We start from the raw sequence: 21,029 nt of genomic DNA, 5'->3' as shown, positions 1-21,029 counted from the left end.
TTAATTTTTAGTTATAATATTTCCTTGGAAGCTTTTATTAAAAATATAGTCACCATTCTACCCGGCAGGGGAAAGCTGCGTTTGTGCCTGCACAAGACATTTTCGACATTACAAACATTGGCACTCTTATTAGCCTTATGTGCTGAGGCAAACTCGTGAATACGCCTGATACTGAGGGTAACTATGCCATTAATCTTCAAAAACTTTTACCCGGAGACCATTTGAATTAAAAACTTATTACATGCCAATCTATCTGCCCGGCTTTAAGCACCATCGTTTTTTGATACTGAAAAGGTTACTATTTGTATTATTCTCTCTAATTGCTACAGCTACATTCGGGCAGGTAAAGTATGTGATAAAAGGCAGGGTAGCAGACTCTCTTAGTCACAAGCCCGTATCTTACGCAAACGTTAACGTTAAGGATTTTGTAAGTGGCAAGCCGGTTGCAGCATTTTTAACGGATAGTGCCGGGAAATTTTTATGGACCGGTTCCATCAAACAAACAGTTTCTATAACTATTGTAAACATCGGTTATCAAACCAAAACCATCACCGTTCCAGCTGATTCTTTGAAACAAGATACCGTTTTAGAGTTTGCACCCATTTATCTTTCGGCAGATGAAAGACAGCTTAAAGAAGTTGTTATTACCGCCAGTAAGCCATTAATAAAACAGGAAATAGATCGTTTAAGTTATGACGTACAGGCCGACCCCGATAGTAAAACACAATCGGTTTTAGAACTTATTGGCAAGGTTCCGTTGTTATCCGTTGATGGTGAAGAAAATATCAAATTAAAAGGAAGTGGAAATTTTAAGATTTTCATCAACGGGCGGCCATCATCTTTATTAGCCCGCAGCCCAAAGGAAGCGCTCAAGGTAATGCCTGCTTCTTCCGTACAAAAAATTGAAGTGATCACAACACCTCCTTCTAAGTATGATGCCGAAGGGCTTGCAGGCATTATCAATATCGTTTTGAATAAAAGGCTTATTGATGGCTACAATGCTTCAATCGGCACTAATTACAACAACACTTTAGGCATAGGTGAAAACGCGAGCATAACCGGAAAGAAGGGGAAATTCGGTATTACCGGGAGGGCGTATGTTTACCAGGACTTTAAGCAAACCCTCGAAACCGAAAATAACCGTACTACGATAAAGCCTTATGCTTCCTTACTTTCACAAAAGGGAACCTATTCCTATGTAGGAAATTACCATACCGAAAACGTAGAGCTAAGTTACGAAGCAGATACGTTAAACCTTTTGACCGCTTCTATAAACTTTTTTAAAAGCAATTATGATGATCGCGATAATTTAGCTTCTGCATTATATAACGGACAAAGCCAATTGGTACAATCCTATAATTCCGTCAACATCAATCCCCAATACGAAAGCGGATTAGACCTCGATTTTAACTACCAATTGGGATTTAAACATAAAAAAGACAGGCTGCTTACTTTTTCTTATCAATATCATAACGCGCCTAATAACCAAAGCAACGATATACTGATCAGCCAGCAGTTTAATTACCCTTTAAACAGTTACCGGCAAGCAAATGAGAATGCAACCCTTGAACAAACCTTTCAGGCAGATTATGTGCAGCCTGGCAAAACATTCATTGTGGATGGTGGTATTAAAGCGATACTGCGCAGAAGTTTTAGTGACTATACCAGCCAGGCATTAAACCCGCTAACCGGGCAGTACGCTCCTGCCAAAGACCTTGATAATCAATTTGATTACCGTCAGGATGTTTACAGCCTGTATCATTCCTGGTACCTGAAATTGAAGCCGGTTGAAATTAAGGCAGGCATACGGTTAGAACATACAGAAGTGAATGCTGATTTTGTTACGCAGGAAAGCGCGTTAAATACAAATTATACCAACCTGATCCCCGTGGTATCCCTTCAGCATAAATTTAAGGATGCTACAATAAACTTAGGATACACGCAAAGGATTTCGAGGCCCGGTATTCTGCAACTCAACCCATATATAGACCGTTCTAACCCCTTATTTGTAAATACCGGCAATCCGGCTCTTAAAGCCGTGCTGAATAACAATTTTGAACTGGCTTACAGCACTTATGGAAAGGGCAGCTATAATGTTACTTTAAGCTATTCCTTTTCAAATAACAATATTCAGCAGGTAACAACTTTAATAGATACCACCTCTTTTACTACGTACCAAAATGTGGGGCAAAATAAAACTGCAGGTTTGAATGCCAGCATCAGTTACCCGATAACAAAATCTTTTTCAGCAACATTAAATAGTGAACTATCTTATCTATGGATTAGAGGTACATATAACGGCAATTTCTATGCAAATAATGGGATGCAGGGCTTTGCTTATGCCACTTTAAACTATAAGCTAAGCCCTACCTGGCGGGCTACAGCATCTGTCACGGTTTACAGTGCCAACATTACCTTGCAGGGATCAACAAATGCCTATGTATTTAATTCATACAGGTTAACAAAAACCTTACTGGATAAAAAGCTTACCATAACCGCCGGCATCAGCAACCCCTATAGTAAATTTCGCTATACAAGAGTTCAAACACAGACAGACGATTTTCAGCAAACTATCGTTAGTCAGCGCCTTTACCGAACATTTGGATTGAGTGTTAGCTACAACTTTGGCAGCTTGAAAGCTGAACTAAAGAAAAATCAGCGGAGTATAAATAATGATGACGTTACGGGGAAAAACAAATAACATTTAGTTCGATATTATACATAAGTAGTAATTTATTATATAGTTAACCTTTAAATATATAATAGACTAAATAAAAGGCGGAGATTTTGTAAAATATTTAATTGTTACATATTCGTAAATCATACTATTTTTGAGTTAATTCTCAATATGGCCATTACATTGTAAAAATGGACTACAATAATGTTAAAATCGTTAATCATTGTTGGACTCTTGTAATATTATATAGGATCACTATAAATGCCAAAGCCAGTAACATGCCGGCAACAACAATAAGAATTGCTTTCGATTCTTTTTCGTCAGCCTTTTTTTTTCTTCTTTCAACGCGCCTTCTAATCGCCCTGTTTCTATTGTTATAGCGCTCTGGTTTAGGATTTCTAATTCGCTTTTTTCGACTTGATTTTGCTTTGGCCATACCAGTTTTGGAGGATTGCTAATTAAGCATGCCATTTATGCTGAAAGATTATAGCTATGATTTGGGTTCGTTTATTGCTCAGATTACTCATAAATAGTCGAAATTTATGGTCTGAAATCAACGCTAAAAAAATAATCTTATTTAAAAGGGGCTCTAATCGAAATTAAAGCCCCTTAAATTTAAGAACCAGGAGTCGGTTTAGTATGTGGAGACAAATCGAACGGCACCACTACTTTAAAACTAATGTTTCGCCCTATATTGAAAATACCGGGCTGAACTCCAGCTGGCACTACAGGGTTGTCAAAATATTTAAGCCTGCTTAAATTTGACTGATAATTAACGTTGGCGAGGTTGGTTCCTTCAATAAATAATTGTACTACAGTTTTTCCGGAGTTGTTAACCACATTCCCACCAATCCCGGCACTTAACAAGTTATATCCCGCAGTATAGGTTTCTGTTCCGTAGGCCGAGAAAAAACGATTTTGGGCGTTAAAATGATCGAATCCAACAAAAACGTAAGTATTCCTAAATATACCAAAACCCTTAGCAAAATTGCCGCGCAATTCCGAATGGGTATGTAATGGAGGTATGAACGGGAGATGTTTTAAGCTATCCGCCACAGTGCCGCCGTTACCTAAATTTGTACCATAGGTTAATGCAAGAGAATTTGCAAAATGCAACCAGCTAACCGGGTGTATATCTAAATTAAATTCGCCACCATTGATACGGGCTTTGCTTTGTACATAAGTAAAAATAGCATATAGAGGAAAAGATGGATTTACAGAAGGTGTTCCATCTGCGTTTAGTTGCTGCTGCTGATAAATATAGTTTTGAATATTGTTATTATATAATTCAACACTTGCAGAAACGTTCGGCAAACTCAGAAAAGCACCGATATCCTCCTGGACACTAAATTCTGGTTTAAAATTACTGTTACCTACGTGATATATCTGAGAGCCCGGATCGGGGCCATTGGCAGATAGTTCAGCAATACTTGGAGCCCTAAATCCACGCGCGATATTGGCTTTCAACAAAAATTCGTCTGAGAAATTATAAGTCGCTCCAAAGCTTCCTGAAAAGCCAGAAAAAGTTTTATTTAAAATTGAAAACTGAGGTGTAACTCCGTTTGCTGTAGTAGGATTACTTCCTATATACAGTGATGGGTATTTATTATTTAGTGTATCAATATATGCTGCCTCGCCTTTAAAAGAGCGGTTGTCGTATCTCAACCCTATAGAAAGGTCTAACTTTTCAAAGCTTTTTTTGATAATGGCGAATGGCCCGATATCAAATTGGTGGTAGGCAGGTATCGGAAAATCGGTGGCATTGCCAATCTTATTATTTTGATATTGACCATTAACGCCAACACTAACGTCGTAATCATTTCCTAAGGTGTAATTATATTTTACATCGTAAGTATAGGTGCTTAATTGCAGGTTCAAACCGGCGATGGCTGCATCTTCAGGGTGTGTAAATTCCCTTCTGTGACTGAACTGATAACCAAGGTTAACAATCAAGTTTCCGTTGCCAAGTATAAAATTATTATTATTATAAATGCGGTAGAGCTGCACATGCTGGTGAAGCACGGGTATTTTATAAGAGTTTAATTCAGATGGAGATACAATTGTGCGAAACGCATCATCTTCGGTAATCTGTTTGGTAAATTTACGTGTCAGCGAATCCCGGCTTCCGTCTGGTATATCCTGTAAATCGTCAAATAGTGATGCATTTACATATGAATATCCCCAAGATTTATTCAGACCAATCATCACGCGTGCGTCCCTTTCCCGATAACCCGTAGCATAAACTCTTCCGTCGTATTGGTTTTTATAATCTTTAGCTTCTTTTCCTGATATTGTAGTTCCCCAAACAAAGCCATTATTATTCCCCTGCAAACGGAATGACCCGTTCAAAAGACCTTGGTTTGTACCATATAGACCAGTTAATGACCCCAATATTTTGCCATTTGCAACTGGCAGCGGAGTAAGCAAATTTACTACACCACCTATCGCATCAGAACCGTAACTTAAGCTGGCAGGACCTTTGATAATTTCAATACGGTCAATTGAATTTTGATCCACTTCAATACCGTGTTCATCCCCCCATTGTTGCCCTTCTTGGCGTATACCATCTTCCAAAGTGATTATCCGGTTATAACCCAAGCCACGAATAAACGGTTTAGATACATTGGGACCCGTAGTAACAGCACTGATGCCCGGGATATTAGCAATTGCATCAATTATGTTTCCTGCTGCCGCGCGCTGATCTATGTAAGCTTTGCCTACCGCCAAAGCCGGTACTGGATCTCTTTTTAATTCAGTTGCTCGGCTTACTCCAGTAATAACAACTTCGCCAGCTTCAATGGAGGAAATTTGAAGTTGAACATCTAACGGCGTGTTTTTTGTAAAATCAACTTTACGATTCACAGTGGCATAGCCTACATACCTGATCTGCACCAAATAACTTCCCCTTGGCAAGTGATTGAAAGCGAAGTGGCCTGTCACATCCGTTGAACCGCTAAGCCTTAGATCAGGAATATTGATTGTTGCGCCGTTTATTGGATTCCCTGTGGCTTTGTCAGTTACGGTTCCTGTAAGCGTACCAGTAGCCCCTTCATCGATTTTTTTATCCAATAATTTAACAGTTTTGGAAAATGATGAAAAACCAATCAATAATATTGGTAGAATCAAAAATATTTTTAATTTCATAGTATAGTCTTTGAAAAATGAGAAATACTGCTTTAGAGCAGTGAATAGTAAAAGAAAAAAAGTAAAATACTATGAAAAGGGAGGGGATCGTCCGGCAGAAAGAATGAGCGAAATCCCTGTAAAATGATATTTTGCCGCAATAAACAGATACTCACAAGTTCCTGTAGCATGTAATTGAGGGCTATCGTTGATTACAAAATGGTTCGTGTACATAGCAGCACATAGCTGGCAATTGGCCTTTACTGTCGGGTTGGACGAGTGACCAATTTCTTTAACTATCGCTAAGGGAGCGTGCTGATGCGAAAAAAGTATAATTTGACCTACTACAAAACATAACAGGAGGGTCAACGCACATAAAACACGAAATTTGCTTTGTTTCAATTTTTAATATTTTGTTATTTCTTAAGACAAAAGTAATTATTAACTGAGTTATTATTGATCTTTTTGAGAAATAAAACAACATTGTTGCATTGACGACTATATATTTCATTTCTATAAAGTTAACTAAACTTATATATCATATAAAATTGTTGAGATATCTATTGATTATAACTTAACATTAACTACTGTTTCAAAACACATTGAATACGCTAATTTGTATTTTTAAAGCATGCAACTTAAAACACTTCTCTCCGTATGGTCGCTTATTATTACCTGTGCCATATTTACCGGCTGCCAATCTGCCCTTGATAAAAGAAGCAGGGCGGATAACGATGTGCTCAATATGCATCATCCCTATGACGACAGCACACTGACCAATAAGCTTCTTCCGGTAATGATGCCCTATAACCGGCTGATAGACCCCGCCGGCAAAGTGGTAAGCTTTGGCGACCCCGAACAGGAAAACCATAGTATGGACGTTCAATTGATTGGCGGTACGGCTTTACTGGCTGTAGAGGACCGCTATGGCATTGCTATTATAGACACCGTAACCAAACGACTTAAAGCACGTTGGGCTTACGATGCCGACAGCAAATACCGAGGTCTGATGAGTACCTATTCGGGCCTGAAGGTTACCAAACTCAGCGGGAAGGTAAATATATTTTGGAGCGCGGCTTTAGCTAAGGGTAAAAACTCACGCTCTGTTGTTTTTCAGGCTGGTTGGGATGGTCAAAAGATCAGCATAATAAATACCATCGAATTTAAACCCGCAAGCCCTTCACCTATAGCGTTACCAAACGAGATCGCTATCAGCAACGAAAGCGGAAAGGACTACCTTTACGCAGTGCTAAACGGGAACAACCAACTCGTAAAAATCGATTTGACTACTCATAAAACAGTTTACGACGTTGCTACTGGCGTTGCCCCCTATGGTTTGGTAATTGTAAAAGATAAAGCGTATGTTACCAATTGGGCCGGGCCGCAACCTACGGATACGCTAAACAAAGAAACGGCCGGTGTACCTTATGGCAAAACATATATAAACCAAAAAACCGGCGCCACATTAATGGGCACGGTGTCTGTAATCAATCCGTTAACCGGTGCCACCATCAAACAAATAACAGTTGGCCTGCACCCCAACGCTATTATTGCCAGCCCTGACGGGCAATTTGTATACATAGCCAACGGAAACAGCGATGAAGTATCGGTCATATCAACCGGCACGCTTGAAAGTGTTGAATCGATACCGGTTAAGCTTATGCCAGGCAAAAAGAGCTTTGTTGGCGATACACCAAATGCCCTGGCCATTGATCCTGCCGGTACTACGTTATATGTAGCCAACGGAATGGATAATGCAGTGGCAGTTGTTCAATTAGGCAGCAAGGCGGCAAAAGGAGGCTCCGGCATAAGCAGGGTTAACGGTTTTATCCCAACAGAAGCCTATCCTGGGGGACTGGCTATAGATGGCAATAACCTGTTTGTAACCAATTTAGAGGGCGAAGGCGCACGTGTTGGGAGTAAAGAGCTAAGCCGCGATGACCGCCCCGGCGAAGATGCAGTAGAATCTTTTAATTCACACCATCAAAAAGCTACTGTATCGATCATTGGCGTACCGGATGGCATTACTTTACAAGCTTACACCAAAAAAGTAAAAGAGCTTAATCTTACCTTCAGGCAGGAAATAGCCCGGTTACTTCCGCGGAAAAACATGGCACCTAAGCCAATGCCCGAGCGTATAGGAGAGCCGTCGGTTTTTAAACATGTGCTTTACATAATTAAAGAAAACCGCACTTATGATCAGGTTTTGGGTGATATGCCCGAAGGCAATGGTAACAAATCGCTTTGTATTTACGGAGACAGCATTACACCAAACCAGCATAATTTGGCCCGCAAATACCAACTGCTGGATAATTATTACGCATCGGGCAAATGTTCGGCAGAAGGCCACCAGTGGACAGATGCCGCCATAGTGACCGATTATGTAGAAAAAAGTGTTAGGGCCTGGTTTCGCAGCTATCCGCATGTACAGGAAGATGCCTTAGTATATGCCAGTAATGGTTTTATTTGGAACAATGCTGCCGACCATGGCAAAACCGTTCGGATCTACGGTGAGGCTTGTCAACCCCAATTTGATAATTCCCAAACCTGGCTATCTATTTACAATGACTATAAAGCAGGCAAGCCTTTTAGATTTAACAACACCAGCACCATATCGCGAGTACGCCCTATGCTTTCGCAAAACTTCCCCGGCTCTGACGAACACCGGATAACCGAACAAGTTAGAGCATCGGCATTTATAAAAGAACTAAAAGAGTATGAGAACCAGCCCGGTGATGCCTTGCCGCAATTAATGGTGATGGCCCTATCGGCAGACCATACTGTTGGTACCCGGCCCGGCCTCCCTACTCCAAATGCAATGGTAGCCGATAACGACCTGGCACTGGGCCGGATAGTAGAAGCGGTATCCAAAAGCCGTTTTTGGAAAAACACCGTGATTTTTATAACCGAAGATGATTCGCAGGCCGGATGGGACCATGTATCCGCGTACCGAACTACGGGGTTTGTGGTAAGCCCCTACAGCGTGTTTCAACACAAGGTAAGTACCAACTATAACCAGGTCAGCATGGTACGCTCTATAGAACAAATTCTGGGCATCCCACCGATGAATATAATGGATGCTACCGCGCTACCTATGTTTAACTGTTTTAACCAGCGCCAAATTATAAAACCTTATCAAAGCCTGGCTAACAGAATTTCAATAGACCGGATTAATCCCGGCATTGCCAAATTAAAGGGGGCGCAACTGCACTACGCTAAACTATCTTTACGCCCCGAGTACGATCATATAGACGGCGGAAACGATGATGTGATGAACCGGATCTTGTGGTTTGCTGCAAAAGGCAAAAAAGCATACCCTGCAAACTTAGCGGGCAAAGATGCAGATGAATAAACCCTATGAACTTTGGCCTTCTAAGCGATTATTCAAAGCGGCTTGCGTTGTGCCTACGGGTTACCTGCTTTTAAACTTATTTAATGGAGCATACGCGCAAGCCTGGTTAAATATATTTAGTTGGAAAAATTCAAGAGCCTATTTAATTGAATATTTTTTAAATCTTAGAAATGGTTCGAGATTATTTTTGTAAGAGCTGACCGCTATCAAATAGCAGTTATTTATTAAAAAAACAGTGATATTATACAACTCGTAAATCGTTCAAAACTTTTAACTGTTCGACTAAATGGTTCGAATTATGTCCAGTCTGGGGAAGGGTGCCTCCAGCGAAGTAAGCGGCATTTTTGCTTGATGTGGTTACAATAACACCCCACTCATCCGTAAATAGCAACTTGGACAACGCATAAGTACTTCCGCCTTGATATATCTGTCTTACGCTTTTGGTGCTTAAGCCCTGAAAAGGGATGGTGTGCGAAATGCTTATTTATTGCCAAAATGTAACAATCAATACTTTAAATGTGTCTGTTTGATTGTACTTTCGTTTTAACGAATAATGAGAACCTATCATATTTTAACCGATTTGCAGCTGATCGATCTTTTAAAAAAAGATGATGAGCATGCTTTTGCCGAGATTTATGGCCGTTATGCAGAGCAATTGGCAGGTTTCGCTTCATCTAAATTATTTAGCCTGGAAGATGCAAGAGATATTATCCATGACTTGTTTGTGAAACTTTGGATGGATAGGAAGCAATTGCAGATTAACAGTAATTTAAAAGCATATCTATTTACTTTAGTACGTTATCGCATCGTTGATAAGATCAGGAAAAATATTACTCGCGAAGATTACGCCATAATGGTAATGGCATTAAGCACCGTTCATGAGACAACTATTGAGCAACAGATAGCCGCAAAAGAATTACAGCAAAGTATTGAAAAATCCCTTGAAGAACTATCGCCAAGAATTAAAGAGATCTATTTGTTAAGCCGGGAACAAAATCTTAGCACCCCTGATATTGCTAAGGAATTGAAACTTTCGGAACAAACAGTAAAAAACCAGTTGACCATTGCATTAAGACATTTACGTAAATCACTGGCGGTAGTTACCACTACTGCCCTAACAATGTGGTTGCTTTCCTGAGTTATTTTCACTCAAAAAAACATTTCATTTTCTTATAGTACTAAACTTCATTTCAAACGACTACTGTCAAATTCTGATAGCAATGAGTCGTAACCAAATTGAAGCCTTACTATATCGTTATCTGAAAAGCGAAACTACAATAGAAGAAAACGAATTAGTAGAACGCTGGTTGGACGAGAACGGCAATGTCAATAAGGAATGGGAAGGCCTGAATAAGTCTGGTAAAGAGCAATGGCTTTCCGCAGTCTTTGGAGAAATTAAAAACACCATTGTTTCCGGTGAGGGTAAAGTGGTAAAACTGCCACAAAGGAAGCGCTTTTTATGGCGAAGTGTTGCTGCAGCCGCAGCGGTGTTGGTAATCTCTTCGGTTCTATACGTAGCATGGCCGACCTTACAAAACCGCTTGCACCCCGTAGAACTTACAGCGCTTCGAGTACCGGCTAACCAAAAAAAAGTAATTACCCTTCCCGATGGTAGCCAGGTGTGGGTGAATGCCAACTCGGACATAAGATACCCGAAGGCTTTCAATGGTAAAGTTAGAGAGGTCTATCTTTCCGGAGAAGCTTACTTTGATATTGCGCATGATGCCGATAAGCCTTTTATCATTCATACTGGTGAAGTGGTAACTACGGTACTAGGTACTGCTTTCAATATCAGGGAAGATAAAAACAAAGACATCATAGAGATCACTGTAACCCGTGGTAAAGTGAGCGTAGCCAACGGCAACAGACTATTGGGTGTTCTTACGCCTAACCAGCAGATTAGCTTTAATACATCAAAAGGCAAAGCACTTAAGGCAACGGTAAATGCAAATTTGGTTATTGCCTGGCAGCAAAGTGAACTGCACTTCGATGATGTGAGCTTTGCTGATGCCATATCACAATTACATCAACGTTTCAATGTAGAAATCAGCTTCGCTAATGATAAATTGAAAAACTGCCGCTTTACGGGATCGACGTTAAACGTTGACAAACTGGATAGAATCCTTAAAGTACTCTGTGAATTTAACAACGCCACATACCAAACTAAATCAGATGGCAGCATCCTAATCGACGGAGCGGGATGCAACTAAAATTAACCGGACATCAAAATGAAAAGCATCTAAGCTCATAAAGACTTTTGTCCCCCAGGCGGGATGAAAAGTTAATAACCTGTAAACCGACGGTCATCGGCTTACAGGCGTCCCGGAAGACCGGGGTTTTAAATAATCTGTAGTCACTTAAAACATTTAAAAGTATGAATATTTCTGCAAAAATGCGGAAACCGGAGACATTATGTGCTTGTCTTACGGATCTAAAATTGAATAAACAAATCATTCGTCAGGTAATGCGCGTCAGCCTTGTAGTAACATTAATCGTTGTAACCACTTTTCAGGTATTGCTGGCTACTTCTACCAAAGGGCAGGATATGCGCACTGATAAAGTGACTGTTAGCTTACAGGGCGAAAGTCTGGCCAGTGGCCTTAAAAAGATTGAACAGCAAACCTCCCTGCGCTTTTACTACCGCAAAGCAGACATTAAAACGCTTACTGGATTAAGTCTTTCCATGGGCACCAGGACGGTGGAACAGACCTTACAGGAATTGTTGCGGAATACTTTTTTCTCCTTCCGCCAGGTTGATGGCAATATATTAGTGGAAAAAACAAGACCACAAACAACGTATCAGATTAATGGACGAGTTGTTGATCTTCATCATAAAGCTGTCGAATTTGCTACTATTAGTGTCCGAAAGGCCGCCAACACTCAAAAATTATTGGTAACTCAGGCTGATACGGGGGGGTATTTTAAAGTTACAATACCAGAAAAGGGAGATTGCCTGATTAGCGTTTCAGCGGTGGGTATGGATAGTTTGTCTATTGCCTTGAGCTTATCAGAAAAACAAGTTATACAACTTCCCGATATTGTGTTAAGTGCAAATACCACCCAATTGAAACAAGTGATAATCACTGGCAAGAAAGCGTTCATTGAACAAAAGATCGACCGTACCGTTGTAAACGTCGGTGCTTTAATCTCAAATGATGGTGCGAATGCATTGGAGGTTTTAGAGAAGTCACCAAGTGTAGTTGTGGATGGTACTGGCAAAATAAATTTCCGGGGTAAGTCGGGTGTCTTAGTATTGATTGACGGTAAACCAACTTATTTATCAGGCGATAATTTAATAGCTTATTTAAAAACCTTGCCTGCTTCTTCGCTAAATCAGATCGAACTCATGGATAATCCACCGGCTAAATATGATGCTGCCGGAAATGCTGGTGTAATCAATATTATAACTAAAAGATCAAAAGTAGCGGGTTTTAACGGTTCGTTATCGGCAAGTTATGGGCAGGCGCATTATGGCCAAACCAGTGAAAGCCTGAATTTGAATTACCGGGTAGATAAAGTAAACCTATTTGCAAATGCATCTTATGGAATAAATAAAGCCTACAGGCAGATAGATATAGACCGCAATTATTTTGATAATAACGGCAACTCTACATCTGGATTCGAACAGACGCAATACATTAAAGTGAAAAATAATAATACTAACCTTAAGTTAGGCATGGATTATTACCTCCGTTCTAAAACAACATGGGGTGTTGTTCTAACAGGGTCTTTATCTCCTTCAATTTTGGATAACCCGTCCGAAAATCGGATATATAATGGTAACCATTCGTTAAACTCAATCGTCGCTGCGCAAAATAACAGCAAAGGGCACTTTACAAACGGTGGCCTTAATCTTAACTATAGTCACCAATTCGATAGCCTTGGCAGGTCACTTACCTTTGATCTGGATTATCTAAAATACGATGCCCGTAGCGACCAATCATTTTTAAATCAAACTTATAATCCGGACGGGATATTAACAGCGACCCAAAGTATAACAGATAATTTACCCACTAATATCAATATATATACTGCAAAAGTCGACTATTCGAACCCGTTAAAAGGTAAAGCAAAAGTGGATGCCGGGGTTAAAAGCAGCTATGTAACTACAGATAATGCTGCCAACTATTTCGATATAAATAACGGATTGACTACCGTTAATTATAATCTATCAAACCATTTTTTATACAATGAGAATATTAATGCAGCGTATCTCAATTATAGTAAATCCATCAAGCGGTTCTCACTGCAATCTGGTCTGAGATTGGAGAATACGAATGCCAAAGGACATCAGTTAGGTAATAAGTTACATACGGACTCCGCTTTTGTAAGACATTACACTAATCTTTTTCCTACCGTATTTTTATTTTACAAGTTAGATAGTACCGGTACGAAAACATTGGTAGCTTCCTATGGGAGAAGAATTGGCAGGCCATATTATCAAGATCTGAACCCATTTATTTTGCTGGCGGATAAATTTACTTACTCAGCTGGAAATCCTTATTTATTGCCCCAATTCTCTGATAACTTCAGGCTGGCTTATAACTTTAAAAGTTTATTTAGTGCTGCATTGTACTATAATCATATAAGTGATTTGCAAAATGAACTTGTAAGGCAACAGGGTGAGGTATTTATCGACGGGACTGGTAATATAGGTACGGCCACTTATGTTGGAGCGTCACTAAACATATCTTTAGAACCAACCAAATGGTGGTTCTTAAATACTTATATGCAAGTGTTTAGGACACATTTTAAAGGCCAGTTGTATGCATCTTACTTGGATCAGGGACTTACCTTTGCGGAGGGAAATATGACCAATCAATTTACACTACCAGCCGGCTGGAGTTTAGAGTTAAGCGGCAATTATGTGATGCGTAGAGTCACCGGCCAGCAAATTAATTATCCGGTTGGACAATTGAATGCCGGCATCCAAAAAAAGATATTACATAATGAAGGTTCCATCAGACTAAACGGAAGAGATATACTTCATACCTATACATCAGATGGCATTATAAATTTTATCCCTAATGCCACAGCATCTTTTAGAAATCGATTTAACTCTCAGGTATTCACCCTGGGGTTTAGTTACAATTTCGGTAAGGCTATAAGCAGTAAAAAGCGGAGCATCGGAAGTGCAGATAGTGAGAAAGGGAGGGTAAAAAACTAATAGCATCATCTTTTAGTGTAAATTAAGAATATCCTAAAAAATAGACGCTTTCTATAGTAGTTAGCAATCCTTTTACCAAATATCGTTATGTAAACTAACAACTCAATGGCCCGGATTTTCTGCAAACCAGCAGTATCAAGTTTTTTATCGGAAGATTCACCGTGAGTATAAACTTCAACTGTGGTAAGCTCAAAGAGGAGATCAAAAACAACGAGCACGGCATAAGAATGATGACTTGGCAAATTAATCAGTCAAGGAATCCTTGTTGCGTGAAACTTGATACCGGACTATTATTCCTAACATTTAAAAAGGTAGATGTATCTTTTGATCACCATCACGAAAATAGACTAGGTAAACGGAACTCTATTTATGCAATTTGTAAGTCGTTCAATATCTTTAACTGTGCAATTAATTGGTTCGAATTATGTCCAGTCAGGGGACCTGCTTCGTCAGCGGCGGGCATTCCGTGATGTTGGAGATGACCCGAACAGGGCTCAAATGCGTTCGAGTGATACTATTGAACATTACAAAGAATAAGAAGTGCATTGTTAATTGAGTTTGGTTTGTGGCTATATGTCGTTTAACTCAGCTCGGTTCAAAAAGCTTGCTCGATCAAGAAAATGAAAAAACCCATCAAATTAAATGATGAGTTCGAAGATTATTTCAGAACTACAATTATTCCGCAATCATTTGTTGATAGAAATCTTTTCTTACGAAAGTTTACACCCCTGTCACGGTTCCCAAGATTTTGATGATACAAAAAAGGAAAAATATGTCGTGATAACCGTATTTACTGATATGGTTATCTAAAACAAAATCTTGTTTTATTGCTTAAGTTGATGAGCAATCGTCCCCTTCCCTAATTTCTTTTAGTTGCGGAGTACAAGGAATATACTCGTATAATCCTATGGAAACCATTGAAAGTCTGAAAAATGAAATCCTTTCTTTAAAAGAGGAAAATCTAAAATTAAAAAGTTCGCAACGTCTTGCTGCTGTTAAAAGTGACGAACAAGAAGCGTATCAGGTTTCTCAGGTTCGCTTCCATACCATATTTGAATCATCGCGGCTGGGCAATAAAATTATTGCTCCTGACCTGAGAATTCTGGAAGTTAATCCGGCTCTATTATCTTTATTAGGTTATGATAGAAAAGAAGAGCTTATTGGTACCAGGATACTTGATTACTCCCCTGAAGAACACCATCAGCATTGGAAATCTTTACAAGATAATCTCTGGAAAAGATCATCACCATCATTCAATCTCGAAACCTGTTTGCGAAAAAAAGACGGAACGCTGATCTGGTGTAATGTAAATTCAATATTATTTGAGGATAATAATGAAACATTAGGTTTTACAATTATTGAAAACATTACCACTAAACGGGAGATCAGGTTACATAAGGATGAATTTATTAACATCGCCAGCCATGAATTAAAAACTCCGTTAACCGCTTTGAAGGCGGTAGTGCAGTTGTTTAACAGAATTATAAAAAAGGATATTTTAGTCAATGATAAAGTGATAGAACTTGCACATGATGCGGAGCGGTATGTTGAAAAACTAAATCACTTGGTGGAAGATTTGTTGAACTCTACCAGGCTCGGTGAAGGCCAATTAAAGCTAAACAAAAAACGACTTTCTTTAAAAGAACTTATTGAAGGTTGTTGCAACCATGTGCGTTTAAATGGTACGCATGAGATTATACATACCGGTGACCTTTCTTTAGAAGTGTTCGCCGATAAACATAGGATAGATCAGGTATTAGTAAACCTGGTTAACAATGCTGTGAAGTATGCGCCCGATTCAAATTTAATTACCATTCATGTTGAGGATTTAATCGATAAGGTTAAGGTTTCTGTGATAGACACAGGCCAGGGCATTTCTGCTGAGTTTGTACCTTATTTATTTGACAGGTATTACCGTGTCGACGAGAATCGCAATCAAGGTTCCGGTTTAGGCCTCGGCTTGTACATTTCTGCGGAGATCATTCGGAAACACGGCGGTGAGATCGGTGTCGATACGGGGGTAGGAAAAGGTGCTGCATTTTGGTTTATATTGCCTAAGGATCTCCCGCCCGGTTCGTAACGTTCCGACATACAATAAATTAAGCGTAATTTAGATTTCTTTTCTATTTAGTTTAAATTTTCTTCTAACTCAAGTCCTATCATGCCAGTAGCCGAAGCCCACCATATCATTGCCATTGGCGCCTCTGCGGGCGGCATGGAAGAGATCAATACTTTTTTTGACCATACCCCGCTGGATGGTGTCGCTTATATTATCGTTCAGCACTTGTCGGCAGATTTTAAAAGCAGGATGGTTGAACTCTTGGCCAAACACAGCAAGCTTGAAGTAGTAGAAGCGGCTAATGGTGTTGCTATAGAGGTCAACAAAGTGTTTTTGATTCCACATGATAAATTCATGACGGTTAAAGACAACAGACTGTATTTAACGCCAAAGGGTAAAGCTAAAGGCCCGCACATGACTATCAACAGGTTCTTTCTTTCACTTGCTGTCGAATGTGGTAAAAAAGCAATCGGTATAATTCTTTCAGGACTTGGTTCCGATGGCACTGATGGTATCAAAGCTATCAAAAAAGCAGGGGGAATGGTCATTGCACGCAATCCTGAAACATCGGAATTTGGAAGTATGCCAACCCATGCAATAGCAACCGGCATGGTAGATTTTATTTTAGAACCCAATCTAATGCCTGTTGCCATAGAGGATTATGTAAAATATGGCGCGGAATTATTTTCGGATTCGCAGGATGATGAAAAGTACATTAAGGCAATTGTCGATCTCATCAAAGAAAAAATACCGTTCGATTTTACAGACTATAAGTTGACAACGTTATTAAGGAGAACAAAACGCCGGGCTGCATACTCAAACTTTACTACGCTTGGTAATTACCTGGATTTCTTAAAAACAGATCCAGCGGAAGTTCAAGCTTTAGCCAAAGATTTTTTGATTAGTGTCACCTCTTTTTTCCGGGATAAGGAAGCTTTTAATTATATTCAGACTCATATATTTCCGGACTTATTAAAAAGGCTTGCTCCGGATGAAGAACTAAAACTGTGGGTGGCTGGCTGTGCTACTGGCGAAGAAGTATACTCCCTGGCCATTTTATTGGCAGAATTATTATCGGACAGTCATAAAGGACTTATTATTAAAATATTTGCAACTGATATTGATAGCACAGCGTTGCTGCACGCCGGGAAAGGACTGTATAATTCCACGATTGCAAAAAGCGTATCTGCTGAACGGCTGGAAAAATATTTTATAAAGGAGGGTGTTAACTACAGGGTCAGTCCCATCATTCGTAAAATGGTCATATTTGCCCAGCATGACATGGTTAAAAATCCACCATACTGTAATATGCAATTTGTAAGCTGCCGTAACATGCTCATCTATATGACCTCGGTTCTGCAAAAGAAAATTTACACCATGTTGCTTTTCGGTTTAAAAAAAGATGGCTACTTGTTTTTAGGTTCCAGCGAAAACCCCATGCCTATCATGAAGAACCTGGAAGTCGTCAGCAAGAAATGGAAGATCTACAAGAATTTAGAAACCAAACGGGTATTACGGTTTGATGCATTTATGTTACCGGAAGTAACAGAGGTGAAACGTACAGCATCGCCATTCAATAGAACTAACACCGGAAAAAATATTACCACTAACCTGGCAGAGGCTATGCACGTCGACCTCGCTTATCAAATGGATTATCTCGCGGTTTGCATTGATGAAAACAACCTGGTGGTCAAATCATACGGAGATACGACCAAGTACCTGCTTCAGAAACATTTTACTGCTGACCTGGTCGAACTCTTGCCAAAACCTTTGGTTGTCGCGTTCAATACGCTCCGAAAAAAGGCGGAGAAAACTAACGAAAAGGTAACCATAACCGAAGTAAAGATCAAAACCGGTCAGCAGGTCAGAAACATAAATGTTACTGTAAGCCCCTTAATCGTTAAAAAAGATGAGCAAAATCTCTTTATGGTTACTTTCTGTGATAACAAATCCGTCACGTCCCCTAAGGAAGCTATTGTTTTCGATGAAAAAATTTACCTCGATGAATACACAGTCAACCTGGAGGAGGAATCCAAAGAGCTAAAGGAGAAACTTCACAATGCTTACGAGGAACTGGATGCTTCCAATGAAAATATGCAGTCTTTTAACGAAGAACTATTGTCAGCAAATGAAGAAATGCAAAGTTCAAACGAAGAAATGCAATCGGTTAACGAGGAATTGGATACCATTAATGCGGATTACCAGTTAAAAAACAGGCAATTGCTGGAGATTAACGATGACCTCAATAACTACTTCAGAAGTAACCTTAATGGTCAATTATTTATTAGTAACGACTTGCTCCTGATGCGCTTTTCCCCGGGAACGGTCAAGCAGATCAACCTGTTAGAAACCGATATAGGCAGGCCTTTAAGTAATATCTCTACTAATATCAAATTTGAAACCATACTGGATGATATTAAAGAGGTGATAGCCAAAGGAACCGTTATTACTAAAGAAATAGAAACCAATAATGGGAAATGGTATCAAATTATGACCATGCCGTATGTGCAGTCAGATAAGAAGAATAACGGCGCAATTATCACTTTTAACGATATCACTGAATTAAAAACAGCACAATTAGACCTGGATAAAAAGAATAAAAGTCTGCAAAGGATCAATGCCGACCTGGACCACTTTATCCATGCGGCCTCCCATGATCTGTTAGCGCCATTGAGCAATATTGAAACCAGTATTAATATCATGAATAAAATCAAGCTCACTGATGTTAAACTGATGGACTTTTTAACAATCATCAACACATCAGTGAAAAAATTCAGAGAACTGATAACGGATATTGGCACCATTGCAAAGGTCGAGAATGACATGATAAAAATGGAGGTTGTTGATGTTGATGATATCATCAACAATATTGAGTGGAGTTTGGAAAATAAGATCAATGATTCCGGTGCAATCATCAATAGGGATTTAGAAATTAAACATATCTATTTTTCAAAAAAGAACCTGCGTAGCATCCTTTATAATTTAGTCTCTAATGCAATTAAATTCCGGCGTGACGAAAAACCGGTTATCAATATTCACACTGAAAAAAAAGGTGATTCTATCTTATTATCGGTACAGGACAATGGTAAAGGTATTCCAAAAGGCGGAATTGATAAAATATTTGATATGTATGGTCGATTAAGCCAGGAAGTTGAGGGTCACGGCATAGGCTTGTACCTTGCAAAAAAAATAGTTAATGCAGCAAGCGGGAATATTGTGGTGGAAAGTGAGCCGGGGCAAGGTAGTACATTTGTGATCTATTTAAAAGAAGAGCCAGAACATATCGCAGTCAACGCCTCTTTGAATTAAAGATAAACAGGATCAATTAAATAGTAGTCATCATTTGACCATCCTTAAAATTATCAATTAGTTGGCAAAAGCTCCGGCAGCGATTTCATTATTCATTAAACCTAAGTCTAAATACATTTGAAAACAGCCATTTTAGTACTTACCCAGAGATTCTGATGAACCAGACTACCTGATTCCGGGGCAAGCTGACCACCAATTCCGGGGCAAACTGACCAGGGGATTCCGGGACAAACTGGCCACCCTGAACGTGTAGCAAATGCTGTAGAAGCAACCATCTTTCGGAGGCAACATATACCTCCAAACATGGCCAATTCGACGATCAGCATGAGTAAGATTAGAAAGATTTTAAGGATGTACAGCCAGCAGCGGCCTATAATGACCATCGCTGCTCAGACTGATGCATCCCGGAATACCGTAAAGAAGTACCTGGCAGCCTTTAAAGCCAGCGGCTTTACCTTCGAAGAGATCGATGCCCTTAACGATAAGGAACTCGAAGATCTCTTCGGGAAAAGCAAAGAACACCCGCCCACCAGCCGCATGCAGTCCATGCAGCGCTGTTTCCCCCACGTCGATAAAGAACTCAAACGCACCAGCGTCAACCGTTATTTGCTATGGGAAGCCTACCGTAAAGAGTTTCCTGATGGCTACCAATACAGTCAGTTCTGCTTTTATTACAGCCAGTGGAAGGCCAGGGTGAACCCGACCATGCACATGGATCACAAAGCCGGAGATAAGTTGTATGTGGACTTTGCAGGCGAAAAGCTAAGCTATACCGACAAGGACACCGGTTAAGTTATTGAAGTAGAGGTCTTTGTGGCTATCCTCGGAGCCAGTCAGCTTACCTATGTAGAAGCGGTTCCGAGCCAGCAAAAAGAAGACTTTATAGCGGCCTGCGAGAATACGCTACACTTTATCAGCGGCGTTCCTGCCGCCATTGTGCCGGATAACCTGAAGGCAGCTGTAACCAAAAGCAGCCGTTATGAACCTACTTTGAACGAAACGTTTGAGGACTTTGCAGATCATTACGGCACCACCATACTACCAGCGCGGGCGTACCGCCCGCGTGACAAAGCACTGGTAGAAGGTGCTGTTAAGATCATCTATACCAAGGTCTATGCACCTATCAACCGGGTTATCTATCATTCTTTAAAAGAGCACCGTGCCTTACCGCTTTATCGGTAAACGGGTTAAGCTGTTGTATTCCCGCACCATCGTGGAGATCTATTCCAACTATGAACGTATCGCCCTGCATAAACGGGCAAAGAACCCTTACGGCTATACAACCGATAAAGACCACATGGCCACTACACACCGCTTTGTAACCGACTGGACACCTGATAAG

The 21,029-nt window shown here is 40.0% G+C and carries 12 protein-coding genes and 1 pseudogene; 11 read left to right on the top strand and 2 right to left on the bottom strand.

Going from position 1 to position 21,029, the window contains the following annotated elements:
* Positions 1 to 241: 241 nt before the first annotated feature.
* Positions 242 to 2,701, top strand: a complete 2,460-nt coding sequence (locus ACVW0P_RS16490; RefSeq protein ID WP_128536128.1) for an outer membrane beta-barrel family protein — start codon at positions 242 to 244, stop codon at positions 2,699 to 2,701.
* A 196-nt stretch (positions 2,702 to 2,897) separates the two neighbouring features.
* Here the strand turns inward: ACVW0P_RS16490 and ACVW0P_RS16485 are convergent, their stop codons facing one another.
* Together ACVW0P_RS16485 and ACVW0P_RS16480 are read right to left on the bottom strand one after the other, a co-directional pair.
* A complete protein-coding gene (locus ACVW0P_RS16485) occupies positions 2,898 to 3,113 on the bottom strand; it encodes a hypothetical protein (protein ID WP_128536129.1) in 216 nt (71 codons plus the stop codon).
* A gap of 179 nt (positions 3,114 to 3,292) precedes the next feature.
* A complete protein-coding gene (locus tag ACVW0P_RS16480; RefSeq protein ID WP_128536130.1) occupies positions 3,293 to 5,821 on the bottom strand; it encodes a TonB-dependent receptor in 2,529 nt (842 codons plus the stop codon).
* Between the two features lie 610 nt (positions 5,822 to 6,431).
* Here ACVW0P_RS16480 and ACVW0P_RS16475 point away from each other — a divergent pair.
* From ACVW0P_RS16475 to ACVW0P_RS16430, 10 genes and pseudogenes are all read left to right on the top strand, one after another.
* On the top strand, positions 6,432 to 9,152 hold the full coding sequence (locus ACVW0P_RS16475; protein WP_128536131.1) for a bifunctional YncE family protein/alkaline phosphatase family protein: 2,721 nt from the start codon (positions 6,432 to 6,434) through the stop codon (positions 9,150 to 9,152).
* Positions 9,153 to 9,705: 553 nt separating this feature from the next.
* The gene (locus ACVW0P_RS16470) at positions 9,706 to 10,290 is read left to right on the top strand and encodes an RNA polymerase sigma-70 factor (RefSeq protein ID WP_457133058.1); all 585 of its coding nucleotides are present in this window, start codon (positions 9,706 to 9,708) and stop codon (positions 10,288 to 10,290) included.
* An 82-nt stretch (positions 10,291 to 10,372) separates the two neighbouring features.
* Entirely contained in the window at positions 10,373 to 11,362 is a 990-nt protein-coding gene (locus tag ACVW0P_RS16465; protein ID WP_457133057.1) for a FecR family protein, read from the top strand.
* 164 nt (positions 11,363 to 11,526) lie between these two features.
* A complete protein-coding gene (locus ACVW0P_RS16460; protein WP_457133056.1) occupies positions 11,527 to 14,319 on the top strand; it encodes an outer membrane beta-barrel protein in 2,793 nt (930 codons plus the stop codon).
* A gap of 369 nt (positions 14,320 to 14,688) precedes the next feature.
* Positions 14,689 to 14,856, top strand: coding sequence for a DUF2630 family protein (locus ACVW0P_RS16455; RefSeq protein ID WP_457133055.1), 168 nt, complete (start codon positions 14,689 to 14,691; stop codon positions 14,854 to 14,856).
* A gap of 370 nt (positions 14,857 to 15,226) precedes the next feature.
* The gene (locus ACVW0P_RS16450; RefSeq protein WP_457133054.1) at positions 15,227 to 16,399 is read left to right on the top strand and encodes a PAS domain-containing sensor histidine kinase; all 1,173 of its coding nucleotides are present in this window, start codon (positions 15,227 to 15,229) and stop codon (positions 16,397 to 16,399) included.
* 81 nt (positions 16,400 to 16,480) lie between these two features.
* A complete protein-coding gene (locus ACVW0P_RS16445; RefSeq protein WP_457133053.1) occupies positions 16,481 to 19,687 on the top strand; it encodes a chemotaxis protein CheB in 3,207 nt (1,068 codons plus the stop codon).
* Positions 19,688 to 20,011: 324 nt separating this feature from the next.
* Positions 20,012 to 20,479 carry a helix-turn-helix domain-containing protein gene (locus ACVW0P_RS16440; protein ID WP_457133052.1) on the top strand — a complete coding sequence of 156 codons (468 nt, stop codon included), beginning with the start codon at positions 20,012 to 20,014 and terminating at the stop codon, positions 20,477 to 20,479.
* A gap of 21 nt (positions 20,480 to 20,500) precedes the next feature.
* The gene (locus ACVW0P_RS16435; RefSeq protein ID WP_457133051.1) at positions 20,501 to 20,869 is read left to right on the top strand and encodes a hypothetical protein; all 369 of its coding nucleotides are present in this window, start codon (positions 20,501 to 20,503) and stop codon (positions 20,867 to 20,869) included.
* Positions 20,847 to 21,029, top strand: a pseudogene (locus tag ACVW0P_RS16430) (IS21 family transposase); the annotation flags it as partial. The gene ACVW0P_RS16435 and the pseudogene ACVW0P_RS16430, both read left to right, overlap by 23 nt.

The organism is Mucilaginibacter sp. UYNi724, assembly GCF_054057495.1.
Note: the sequence above shows the minus strand (reverse complement) of the source record. Positions and strands in the feature narration are given on the sequence as shown.